The organism is Streptomyces spiralis (assembly GCF_014654675.1).
GTDB lineage: Bacteria > Actinomycetota > Actinomycetes > Streptomycetales > Streptomycetaceae > Streptomyces > Streptomyces spiralis.
Window position 1 is genome coordinate 1 of the sequence record NZ_BNBC01000096.1, and the last position, 11,378, is coordinate 11,378.

10 protein-coding genes and 2 pseudogenes are annotated in these 11,378 nt (G+C 69.5%); 5 read left to right on the plus strand and 7 right to left on the minus strand.

Going from position 1 to position 11,378, the window contains the following annotated elements; genetic code table 11:
• Together IE318_RS43390 and IE318_RS43395 are read right to left on the minus strand one after the other, a co-directional pair.
• Positions 1-316, minus strand: a pseudogene (locus IE318_RS43390) (transcriptional regulator); the annotation flags it as partial.
• A 39-nt stretch (positions 317-355) separates the two neighbouring features.
• Positions 356-943 (minus strand): TetR family transcriptional regulator, encoded by a 588-nt coding sequence (locus IE318_RS43395; RefSeq protein ID WP_189908343.1) that lies wholly within the window; start codon positions 941-943, stop codon positions 356-358.
• Between the two features lie 121 nt (positions 944-1,064).
• Between IE318_RS43395 and IE318_RS43400 the strand changes: the two genes are divergently transcribed.
• Positions 1,065-1,985, plus strand: a complete 921-nt coding sequence (locus tag IE318_RS43400; RefSeq protein WP_189908344.1) for an SDR family oxidoreductase — start codon at positions 1,065-1,067, stop codon at positions 1,983-1,985.
• A gap of 100 nt (positions 1,986-2,085) precedes the next feature.
• On the opposite strand, the pseudogene IE318_RS43405 reads toward IE318_RS43400, so the two are convergent.
• Positions 2,086-2,400, minus strand: a pseudogene (locus IE318_RS43405) (transposase family protein); the annotation flags it as partial.
• Positions 2,401-2,727: 327 nt separating this feature from the next.
• On the opposite strand from IE318_RS43405, the gene IE318_RS43415 reads away from it, so the two are divergent.
• Genes IE318_RS43415 through IE318_RS43425 form a run of 3 tightly spaced genes read left to right on the plus strand, consistent with a single transcriptional unit; the run spans position 2,728 to position 4,847 of the window.
• Positions 2,728-3,090, plus strand: a complete 363-nt coding sequence (locus IE318_RS43415; RefSeq protein ID WP_014173936.1) for a MarR family winged helix-turn-helix transcriptional regulator — start codon at positions 2,728-2,730, stop codon at positions 3,088-3,090.
• Entirely contained in the window at positions 3,087-4,520 is a 1,434-nt protein-coding gene (locus tag IE318_RS43420; protein ID WP_189908345.1) for an MFS transporter, read from the plus strand. Before IE318_RS43415 ends, IE318_RS43420 begins: the two co-directional genes overlap by 4 nt.
• Positions 4,521-4,553: 33 nt before the next feature.
• Positions 4,554-4,847 carry a DUF1330 domain-containing protein gene (locus IE318_RS43425; RefSeq protein WP_030176758.1) on the plus strand — a complete coding sequence of 98 codons (294 nt, stop codon included), beginning with the start codon at positions 4,554-4,556 and terminating at the stop codon, positions 4,845-4,847.
• A gap of 306 nt (positions 4,848-5,153) precedes the next feature.
• Here the strand turns inward: IE318_RS43425 and IE318_RS43430 are convergent, their stop codons facing one another.
• Positions 5,154-5,357: a cold-shock protein gene (locus tag IE318_RS43430; RefSeq protein WP_014670069.1), complete on the minus strand. Its 204-nt coding sequence runs from the start codon at positions 5,355-5,357 to the stop codon at positions 5,154-5,156.
• Positions 5,358-5,888: 531 nt separating this feature from the next.
• Here IE318_RS43430 and IE318_RS43435 point away from each other — a divergent pair.
• Positions 5,889-7,574, plus strand: coding sequence for a ribonuclease J (locus IE318_RS43435; RefSeq protein WP_189908346.1), 1,686 nt, complete (start codon positions 5,889-5,891; stop codon positions 7,572-7,574).
• Positions 7,575-7,824: 250 nt separating this feature from the next.
• Here IE318_RS43435 and IE318_RS43440 read toward each other — a convergent pair whose 3' ends face one another.
• From IE318_RS43440 to IE318_RS43450, 3 genes are all read right to left on the minus strand, one after another.
• Complete coding sequence (locus IE318_RS43440; RefSeq protein ID WP_030186238.1) at positions 7,825-8,169, minus strand: MerR family transcriptional regulator; 345 nt, start codon at positions 8,167-8,169, stop codon at positions 7,825-7,827.
• 722 nt (positions 8,170-8,891) lie between these two features.
• On the minus strand, positions 8,892-9,380 hold the full coding sequence (locus tag IE318_RS43445) for a GNAT family N-acetyltransferase (protein ID WP_189908347.1): 489 nt from the start codon (positions 9,378-9,380) through the stop codon (positions 8,892-8,894).
• A gap of 278 nt (positions 9,381-9,658) precedes the next feature.
• Positions 9,659-11,125 (minus strand): ATP-binding SpoIIE family protein phosphatase, encoded by a 1,467-nt coding sequence (locus tag IE318_RS43450; protein WP_189908348.1) that lies wholly within the window; start codon positions 11,123-11,125, stop codon positions 9,659-9,661.
• Between the last annotated feature and the right edge of the window lie 253 nt (positions 11,126-11,378).

Here is an 11,378-nt window from a genome sequence, read left to right on the forward strand (position 1 = left end):
ACGTCCAGGACTCGTGGATCTGCGGGGGGTCGCACAGGGCGTACTTCGGGCCCGCCAGACGCAGCAGCAGGCGCAGGATCGGCTCGGTCACCCACAGCGGGCCGGGCTCGTCACGGCTGCCGATCGGGTTGGGCAGGCAGGCGTCGTGTTCCCAGTCGGGCGGGGTGATCAGGTGGACGCCGGCACGCCGGCGGTCGTGGTGGTTTCCGGCGGAGTGTTCCAGCCGGCCGATCGGGAGGCGGGTCTTGAGGGCCGACAGGTAGGCGCTGTTGATGTCGAGCGCGGTCACTTCGTGCTCGCCCGAAGGCAGTTCGGGACATCACCTGCGCGTGGGGCGCAGCGACACCTCGCCTGGCTAGGACCTGTCCGGCCGATCATGTGACGCGGTCGCGGAGAGGGTGCGCAGATCGTCGAAGGCTCGGAGGAGGTGCGCGTCCAAGCTCTGTGAGGGGTCATCGATCCAGTCTTGGGCCGCGTGGTGAAAGGCGGCCCAGCCGGTCTGAGCAGCCAGGCCGGCCAGCCGGTCCGCGACACCGCGCTGCCGCAGCGCCTGCGCTACGGCTTCAGTGAGCGACGCGGCCTTGGCCAAGTCGCGTTCGCGAAGTGCCGGCGTCACCGCGATGATCGCCAATCGTGGTTCGGAGAACGGGCGGTTTTCCTCAAGGATCCGTCCAGCTTTTCGGAAGGCGCTGAGCAGCGTCTCGAGCGGTTTCAGACCGTCGGGCGCATCGGCCACCGCCTCCATCAGCGCGGCGCGCAGATCGGCTTCGCCGTCGAAGAGCACCTCGCGCTTGTCGGGGAAGTGCCGGAAGAACGTTCGCTCGTTGACGCCGGCGCGCGCGGCGATCTCCGCCGTGGTGGTCTGATCGAACCCTCGTTCCTGGTACAGCTCCAGGGCCGCCTGCTGAAGGCGGCGACGCGCTTCTGCTCCGCTCCGTGGCACCCACCCAGGATACCGCATGTGTCAGTGACTGGCGCTACTTGACGCCAGTCACTGACACTACCTAGGGTCAGCGACTGGCACGCGTAGTGCCAGTCACTGGCGTTAAGCGGGAGGGTGTTTCATGCATGTCTTTGTCACCGGCGGTTCCGGCCAGACCGGCCCCGCAGTCGTCGCCGAACTCGTTGCACGCGGCCACACTGTCACCGGTCTGGCGCGCTCGGGTACCGCCGCTGCCCGGCTGGAGTCCCTGGGGGCCACACCACACCACGGCTCCCTCGACGACCTCGACAGTCTGCACAGCGGCGCAGCAGCCGCCGACGGCGTCCTGCACATGGCCTACGGCGGCGACTTCTCCGACCTCGACGACATGATGCGGCGCGACCGAACCGCGATCGAGACGCTCGGCCGGCCGCTGGAACACACAGGCAAGCCGCTCGTCGTCACCTCGGGCACCCTGGTCATGCCCGCCGGCCGGGAGACCACCGAGAAGGACGAGCCCGACACGGCCGGGCTCGCCGCCTTCCGCATCGCCGGTGAGCGAGCGTGCCTACGCTTCGCCGCCGGAGGAGTGCGCGCGAGCGTGGTCCGCCTCGCTCCCACCGTCCACGGTCGCGAAGACCACGGTTTCATCCCCATGCTCATCGCCACCGCGCGAAAGACCGGTGTGTCGGCCTACATCGGCGACGGCACCAACCGATGGCCTGCGGTGCACCGGCTCGACGCAGCGGTCCTGTTCCGCCTGGCACTGGAGAAGGCACCTGCGGGCAGCGTGCTGCACGGAGTAGCCGAAAGCGGCGTCACCCTGAAGAGCATCGCAGAAACCATCGCCCGGGGTCTCGGGCTGCCCACGGTTTCACTCACCCCCGACGAGGCTGCCACGCACTTCGTAAGCCCGTTCATGGCCACCGCCTACGGCCACGACGGGCCTGCCTCCAGTTCGTACACCCAGGAGCTGCTCGGCTGGTCACCTACCCACCCCACGCTGCTCGAAGACCTGCAGCACGGCGATTACCTGGCCATGCCGGCCTCCTCCCCCTCATGAGCGACGCCGAAGGCGCCCTTGGCAAGCCGGCGTGACCCAGGCGCTGAACGAGCCGACTGCCTCAGCTCGCCCGGGCCCGGCGCTCACCGAACTTCCTCACGAAGGCGCGGCCGGCGAGGACGGGGACACCCTGGCGTTCGCAGACCGGATGATCTTGTGGGTGCGGGCCGCGGTCAGATCGTGGGTGCGACCCGGTAGCGCGGGCTAGATCCACAGAACCTCGCCGATCGGATCGGTTACGACCTGGACGTTCACGCCGTAGCGACGGTGCTTGGCGGAGTAATCAGCGCGGCTGCCGTCGACGCGTGACGGTGGTGACGTAGGCGTGGGCGGTGCCGACGGATATACCGAAGCCGGCCGCGATCCGGGCGAGGGTGTCGTGGCGGTGCAGGTGCACCAGCGCGACGAGGGGCCGGGTGAGCGCGAGGGCCAGCAGCCGGTCGGCGCGGTCGCCGACGGCGAGCCGGTCGCGGAAGTCGGACAGGACGCTGTGGTGGAAGCCGGGGTCTTCCAGCTCCAGGCCGAGGGCGTACGTGAAGTCGATGCGGCAGCGCACCGCGACGTCACCGGCTCCCAGCGGTCGAGGCCGCCCGCACCGGTCGAGCATTTCCATAAACCATGAATATAAAAAGGCTATGCTTCGAGCATGAGTCGTCAAGACACCGCTCCTGGCGCGTCCGCCGCGATCGGGGCAGCCCTCTACGGCCTGGCCACCAGGGCCGCGAGACGCCTGCCCCGGGACATGAGCCTGACGTCCGCCGCCACCCTGGCCACCCTGGACCGGACCGGCCCGCGGCGCATCACCGATCTGGCCGCGGTCGAGGGCGTCACCCAGCCCGCGATGACCGCCCTGGTCCGGGTGATGGAGGAGTCCGGCCTGGTCGAGCGGCGGGGCGACGCGTCCGACAAGCGGGTCACGCTGGTGTGCCTGACCGAGGCCGGCGCCTCCTATGTCCGGACGCGGCGCCAGGCAGGCGTCCACGCGTTCGAGCGGCTGATCGGCGAGCTCACCGGCGACGAGGTCGAGGCGCTGGTGGCGGCCCTTCCGGCGCTGAAGCATCTGGCAGAGCTCGAAAGCCAGGACCGCGAAGGGCCGAAGCAGTGACCGGGCAGCCGGTCGGCGGGGCCGCGGTGAAGGCGTTCCCGGTGGCGCGTTCCGAGGCGCGGCTGCTGGTCCCCGCCCTGATGTTCATCGCTCTGGTCGTGGCGGCGGTCGCCAGCCTCGGGACGCCGCTCATCACCAGCGTGGCGACCTCGTTCCACGTCTCGCTCGGCAGCGCGCAGTGGACGCTGACCGTGGCACTGCTCAGCGGCGCCGTCGCCACGCCGGTCCTGGGCCGGCTCGGAGCCGGCCCGCACCGGCGGGCCACGATCCTCGCAACGCTGGCGGTCGTCGTCGCCGGCAGCGCGCTCACCGTGCTGCCGCTGCCGTTCGCGTGGCTGCTGGCCGGCAGGGCGGCCCAGGGCGCCGGGCTCGGGCTGACGGCGCTGATGATGGGCGTGGCCCGGGACCACCTCCCCGAGGAGCGCAGCGCGGCCGTGATCGCCCTGATCTCGGTGGTCTCGATCATCGGGGCCGGCGTCGGCTACCCGCTGGCCGCACTGCTCGCCGAGCTCGGCGGGGTACGGGCCGCCTACGGCCTCGGCCTGGTCGTCACCGCCGCCGCCCTCCTGACCGCGTGGCGCTCCATGCCCGAAGCCCCCGAAGGCCGCTCCGCCCACGTGGACGTGGCAGGCGCGGTCGTCCTGGCCGCTGCGCTGCTCCTGGTGCTGCTCCTCGCCGGCGAACGGAATCTGTGGAGCCGGCACCTCGCCGTGGCGGCGGGCCTCGCCGGCGTCGCGGTGGTGCTGCTCTGCGTCTGGGCCGTCATCGAGCTGCGCAGCACGACGCCCCTGGTCGATGTGCGGGCGGTGCGGCACCCGGCGGTCGCCGGGGCGAACCTCGCCATGTTCGTCGGCGGGATCGGCATGTACCTCCTGCTCACGCTCATCACCCGGTACGCGCAGACGCCGCACGGCGCCGGCTACGGCTTCGGGCTGACGACCTTCGTCGCCGGGCTGGTCCTCATCCCGTTCTCGGTGCTGGGGTTCGTCGCCGGCAAGCTCACGCCGCGGGTCCGGACGCGGATCGCCGACCCCCTGCTCCTGGCCGGCAGCGCCGTCGTGGTCGGCGGCGGGTTCGCCCTCTTCGCGGCGGCCCGGTCGGACCTGGCCGAACTGTTCGCGGCGATGGGCGTGCTCGGCTTCGGCGTCGGCGGCTTCTCGGCCGCGATGCCCGGCGTCATCCTGGCCGTCACCCCCAAGAGCGAGACGTCGAGCGCCATGAGCTTCAACTACGTAGTCCGCAGCGTCGGGTACTCCCTGGGCAGCGCCATCGGCGGCCTGATCCTCGCCGCGGACACCGGCCCCGGCCACCTCTTCCCCGACGACAGCGCCTACACCACCGCGGCGCTGGTCGGCATCGGCGCCATGGCGATCACGACGCTGACAAGCCTCGCTCTCGCCCGCCGACGCTCGTTCGAGACCAACCCGTAAGTCGAGTGCACTCGTTCCCACACTGGAGGTTCCATGCCCAAGGGCTACTGGGTCAGCGTCTACCGCACCATTGCAGACCCTGAGAAGCTGGCTGCCTACAACAAGCTGGCCGCTCCGGCCGTCAAGGCCGGGGGCGGTCGGGTCCTCGTCCGTGGCGGTCGGGTCGTGGCGCATGACGCCGGAATCGCCGAGCGCACCGTCCTGATCGAGTTCGACAGCTTCGAGCAGGCCGTCGCGGCGCACGAGAGCGCGGCCTACCAGGAGGCGCTGGTCGCCCTCTCCGACGGCGTCGAGCGCGACTTCCGCATCGTCGAAGGCATCGACTGACCGAGGACCAGTCGGATCCTCACTGAGCACATTGGAAACGGAAGGCCGCGCGGTGCTGATCACCGCAGTCTCGGAGATGGCCGTACTGCGCGCACTTCAACTCGCACGGAACCGAACCACCCGAGCGCGTGGCCGCTCCGCCCGTGGGCCCATGAAGTCGGTCAAACCGTGGTCGATTCACGTGCATCTGCGGGTTGAAGAGCAGGAACTCGACACCGATCGGCTCTGGCCCGCTGACCACTGCGGCAGACGGTAAGGGCCCGGCGTCCCGAAGCTGGGATGCCGGGCCCTTACCGAGGCGCGCGATCAGGCGGGGCGGATGTTCTCCGCCTGCGGGCCCTTCTGGCCCTGTGTGACGTCGAACTCGACCTTCTGGCCCTCCTGCAGCTCGCGGTAGCCCTGGCTGGCGATGTTGGAGTAGTGGGCGAAGACGTCGGGGCCGCCGCCCTCCTGCTCGATGAAGCCGAAGCCCTTCTCGCTGTTGAACCACTTCACTGTGCCCTTGGCCATGACTGTCTCCTTTGAGGGAAACCGGGCACGCACCCTGCGCGACCGGGAGGTGATCGCCCTGGTCCGGAGAGGCGCTGAACAGCAAGAACGCCCGCGATGGCGATCACGGGCGAACGGAACTTCGGAACCACGACTGCTGATCACAACGGTATAACGGCATCATGGAAGCCGCTAGCGGAAACGCGCCGACATCCGGCTCAAAATGAAGGGCCGGATCGCCCGTGAGGCTCGGCCGACGGTGATCAAGCAGTTTCGCGCCCTTCTTCTGCACATGGCGGCGAGGCATGGCCTCCCCGCCGCCGGCTGTCGGACCCCATTCATCTGTGTGCCCGGCGAAGGAAGCTGCCTCGGGGCCCTCTCAGCCCACTTGCCGCCACCGAAGGTGGTACCGCTGCCACCACTGCCCGTTCCGGCCGCCGGCGGTATCCGATCGTGCCGGGGCACCCGCTGCGGGGTGGCCCGGCTCTGTCGGGGAAAGGAGACCGCACAGGCAATGGATCACCCGTCCCGCTCTCCGGGTACCGTCAGGGTATGAGTCATCCGCACCCCGAGCTGAAAGCTGCCCCGCCCCTTCCCGAAGGAGGGCTGCGGGTCATCGCCCTGGGCGGCCTGGGTGAGATCGGCCGCAACATGACCGTCTTCGAGCACGCGGGCAAGCTGCTCATCGTCGACTGCGGCGTGCTGTTCCCGGAGGAGACCCAGCCCGGTGTCGACGTGATCCTGCCGGACTTCACCTCGATCCGGGACCGGCTGGACGACGTCGTGGCCGTGGTACTCACCCACGGCCACGAGGACCACATCGGCGGCGTGCCGTACCTGCTGCGCGAGCGATCCGACATTCCCGTCGTCGGCTCCAAGCTGACGCTGGCGTTCCTGGAGGCCAAGCTCAAGGAACACGGCATCCGGCCGCGCACGGTGCGGGTCCGGGAAGGCGACCGGCGCGGCCTCGGACCCTTCGACTGCGAGTTCGTGGCGGTCAACCACTCCATCCCCGACAGCCTCGCGGTCGCGATCCGCACCCGGGCCGGGATGGTGCTGCACACCGGCGACTTCAAGATGGACCAGTTCCCTCTCGACGACCGCATCACCGATCTGCGCGCCTTCGCCCGCCTCGGCGAGGAGGGCGTGGACCTGTTCCTCACCGACTCCACCAACGCCGAAGTACCCGGCTTCACCACCTCCGAGCGAGAGCTGAACCCGGCGATCGAGCAGGTGATGCGCACCGCGCCGCGCCGGGTCATCGTCTCCAGCTTTGCCAGCCACGTACACCGCATCCAGCAGGTCCTGGACGCCGCGCACCAGCACGGCCGCAAGGTCGCCTTCGTCGGCCGGTCGATGGTCCGCAACATGGGCATCGCCCGTGACCTGGGCTATCTGAAGGTCCCCTCCGGTCTGGTCGTGAGCACGAAGGAGCTGGAGAAGCTCCCGGACCACAAGATCACTCTGGTGTGCACCGGGTCCCAGGGCGAACCGATGGCCGCGCTGTCACGGATGGCCAACCGCGACCACATGATCCGCATCGGCAAGGGCGACACCGTCCTGCTCGCCAGCTCCCTCATCCCCGGCAACGAGAACGCCATCTACCGGGTGATCAACGGACTCACCCGGTGGGGCGCCCACGTGGTCCACAAGGGCAACGCCAAGGTGCACGTCTCGGGGCATGCCAGCGCCGGCGAACTCGTCTACTGCTACAACATCGTCAAGCCCCGCAACGTCATGCCCGTGCACGGCGAATGGCGCCACCTGCGGGCCAACGCCGACCTCGCCATCCGTACCGGTGTCGACCCCGACCGGGTCGTCATCGCCGAGGACGGCGTCGTCGTCGACCTGATCGACGGACGCGCATCCATCACCGGCAAGGTCCCCGCCGGCAACGTCTACGTGGACGGCATGGAAGTCGGCGGCGCCACCGAAGCGTCCCTCAAGGACCGCCTCACCCTCGCCGCCGAAGGCGTGGTCACGGTGGTGGCGATCGTCGACGCGGACACCGGCGCCCTCGCCGAGGCCCCCGACTTCCTGGCCCGCGGCTTCGTCCACGACGACACCACCTTCGAGCCGGTCATCCCCGTCATCGAGAAGACCCTGGCCACCGCAGCCGAGGAAGGCGTCGGGGACGCGCGCCAACTCGAACAACTCCTCGCCCGCGCCGTGGCGAACTGGGCGTTCCGCACCTACCGCCGCAAGCCCCTCATCATCCCCGTCATCATCGACGCCTGAGCCATCGCCCGGCAGCACCGTCCCCGTTCCGGCCGCGGCCCCCGCCCGCGACGGACTTCCCGGGCGGTGCCGCCTCAGCGGCGGCCAGAGGCTGCCCCAGGTTCCAGATTCCCGCCACCCATGGCAACCTCCTATCGGTTGCCGCTCCCTTGACGCGTTGAGCCTGCCTGAGCTGCGAAACGGCGGTGCGGTCCCTCAGCGGCCTCGTCCGTCGGCAGTGCATCGGTTGCCTAGGGTCCGGGCGTTCTGATCAGGCTGATGTCTTCGGCTGCGGCTTGCCGCCCTCGGCGCGCAGTTGCTCGTTGATGCGCTGCGCCTCTTCGAGCTGGTCTTCGAGGATGACGATGCGGCAGGCGGCCTCTATGGCGGTGCCCTGGTCGACGAGTTCGCGGGCACGGGCGGCGATGCGCAGCTGGTACCGGGAGTAGCGGCGATGGCCGCCATCGGAGCGCAGCGGGGTGATCAAGCGGTGTTCACCGAGGGCACGGAGGAAGGCAGGGGTGGTGCCGAGCATCTCGGCGGCCCGGCCCATGGTGTAGGCGGGGTAGTCGTCATCGTCGAGAGGGTCGAGGGGACGGGAACCGGCAGGCGGCATATACCTCTTCTTTCGGGGACGCGTCGGGGGGCCCGGGTGCCAGTACGGCACCCGGGCCCCGAGCTTTCAACACCATCTACCGGCGCGCGCTGCGCCGGCCTTCTTTTTCCGCAGGTGCCGCCTGGGAGGGCGGGGTTGCGGGGATCGCGAATGCGTGACCGGGGACCACCTTCCAATCCGGGGCCTTGCGGTACCCGGGCGGACTGCTTCCTCGCCCGGGCGATCCTGATGGCGTCCTGCTCCTACCTTTCGATTACGCGGATACCGCGGGTGCTGCTCACAGCCCCGCTGGGGCCGTGTCCTTCTGGTCTACCTGCACAGCAGTTCGTGCCTGCTGTGCCCACTTCGACTTCTGGGGTACGTAGACAACGCTAACCGTGTGACGGCGGAATGTCTACTGCGGCCATGACAGTTTTTCTCCATGGAGTGTGCGTCTGCTTCTACCGCAGGTACATCAGGAAGAGGGCTCACTCGAATGGCGGTCCCCGCTTCCCGTACAGCAGTCCTCGGTGGGACCGGCCCGGTGCTCGCCCACGCTGAACGGCGTCCCAAGCCTCATACGTCCACCGTTTGCCGACCGCTTCCCGATCGACGGTGAGTTCCAGTGCGATGGCCTCGCGATCTCCGGACAGTGCCGACCGACCCGCTGCAGGTCTGCTCGCCAGGACGGCGGAGCGCCGTCATGCAGGCGAAGCCGGTGCCCTGCGAACCGGCACACCGCGTCATTCCGAAGGAATGCGAAACTCGAATTCGGGACGGTCCCACGGGACGGCGGGCGGGTTCGCGAGGGCCGTCCCGACCCGTACCGCACCGACGCGGTGGTAGAAGTCCGCGGCGGGAACGTGCGACACGACCATGACACGGTCGAGCCCGGCGGCACGGGCCTCGGATTGCATGTGCGCGACGAGCAGTCGTCCAATACCCCGTCCTTGCGCTTCGTCGGCGACGAAGAGCAGATCGAGCTCCGGTGGAGCGAGGACGAGCGAGTAGAACCCGAGGACCCGGCCTCCGTCCTCGTCGGCGCCGACTGCTACGTAGGCGCGGTGGGCCTCGATGTAATCAGGGCCGACCCGGTAGCCCGCGACTGCGGCCGCGTACTTACCCTCGTAGGCGCCCGAGCCACGCACGAGCCGTGTGAGCCTCTTGGCATCCCGCGCAACGGCCCTCCGTATGGTGATCGGCTGACTGATCGGGGAAGTGCGTGAACTCATCGGTAGAGTATTTCGCACCGGGGCGTGCCGTCGTGCGGCAGGTCGGCTGCTCAGGCAGGATTCCCGCACCGCTCCCGGGGACCGCCTGACCAGGCCGCGATCGACCAAGTCACTGCCGCCGCATCGGCCGCCCGCCGACAGCGGCGTGGTATCACTGCTTCCCTTGGGCCTGCCGTAGCGACGGCCGGCCTGTGCAGGACGGCTTCAGGCCGGCCTCGTGTCGCGCATGTGACGGCGGAGCGCTTCGCAGGGTGCACATGTCTGATGTGCACGCCCGGTCACACAGCGGGTGCCAGGACGGGAGCGACGTGAACCGACGGGGCTGCCTGCTCGGCCCAGACGGTCTTCCCGGTGGGGGTGAAGCGGGTTCCCCACCGCTCGGCGAACTGGGCGACGAGGAAGATTCCGCGACCGCCCTCGTCCATGGCTGCTGCGTAGCGCAGGTGCGGGGAGGTGCTACTGCCGTCGCTGACCTCCATCACCAGATTGGTTTCGCGCAGAAGTCGCAGGTGGACAGGCGGTGCCCCGTAGCGGATGGCGTTGGTGACCAGCTCGCTGAGCATCAGTTCGGTGGCGAATGCCGCCTCCCCCAGGTGCCAGTCGGCCAGCTTCGCGGACACCTCGGCTCGCAGGGTGGGTACCGCGGCGGGAGAGGCCGGGATGTCCCATTCGGCGACACGCTCGCGCGGAAACACGCGGGTGCGGGCGACCAGGAGAGCGACGTCATCGACCGGACGGGCGGGTAGCACCGTCTCCAGGACCGTCTCGCAGGTCTCCTCCGGGGCGAGGCCCGCGCCGGAGAGCGCGTCGCACAGCAGCTTCAGACCGGCCCCGACTTCGCGGTGTCGGTCCTGGATGAGGCCGTCGGTGTAGAGCACGAGCTGCGTGTCCTCCGGCAGCTGCCGCTCGACGGCCTCGAAGCGCAGGCCGCCCACACCGAGCGGGGGGCCTGCGGGCAGGTCGAGGATCTCCGCGCGGCCGTCCGGGTAGACGATGGCCGGCGGAAAGTGACCGGCCCGTGCCATCGTGCAACCACGGGAGACCGGGTCGTAGATCGCATAGAGACACGTAGCCGCGACGATCCCGTCCTCATCTGCCCCCGCCTCCGCGTCCATCTGAATGACCACCTCGTCAAGGCGGGCCAGCAGTTCGTCGGGCGGTATGTCCAGGGTGGAGAAATTGCGGACCGCGGTGCGCAGTCGACCCATGGTGACCGCGGAGCTCAGGCCGTGGCCGACCACGTCCCCGACCACCAGAGCGGTGCGGAAGCCCGGGAGAGGAATCACGTCGAACCAGTCCCCGCCGACCTCTGCCTCGGCCGGCACGTAGCGGCAGGCCGCCCGCACGGCACTGGTGTCCGGCAGCTCATGGGGCAGCAGGCTCCGCTGCAGGGTGGCGGCGACGGTTCGCTCGCGGCTGTAGCGGCGAGCCAGTTGAGAGACCACAAGACCGACGACGAGCAGCAACCCGGCGGTGATGACCTCAGCCGTGTTGTCTATGTAGGTGAAACTTGCGTACGGAGTGGTGAAAAAGAAGACGAACGACGCGGCGGCGGACAGGGCCGTGAGGACCGCGGCGCCACGGTTGCGGAAGGATGCCACCGCCGCGACGACCAGCATCAGGATCAGGACCACGTTGGTGTCCGACAGGGACCCTCTGACGGGCAGCAGGAGCAGACACACGGCGAGCGGAACTGCTACTCCCGCAAGGAGCGCGGTCAGCCCCTTGACCAGATCACGAGGCATGCCACACCTCCCGTCTTTCTGGTGTAGCAGGGCTCACATGGCGCTGCCAGTCGATACAGGCCTGCCCGGAACCGCCACCGGGCCGAGGCCCTCGATGGCGTCCAGTCCGCGGATACGCGTGGGCATGCCACATTCGCCGAGGCATGACCGGATGGGGGGGACGGGGCTGGTCCGGTGGGACGTCGCGGGGCCGGACACGTGGGTGTCCGGCCCCGCTGTCGCCACCGCCTGCGCCGGCGCGGTGGTCGTCGGG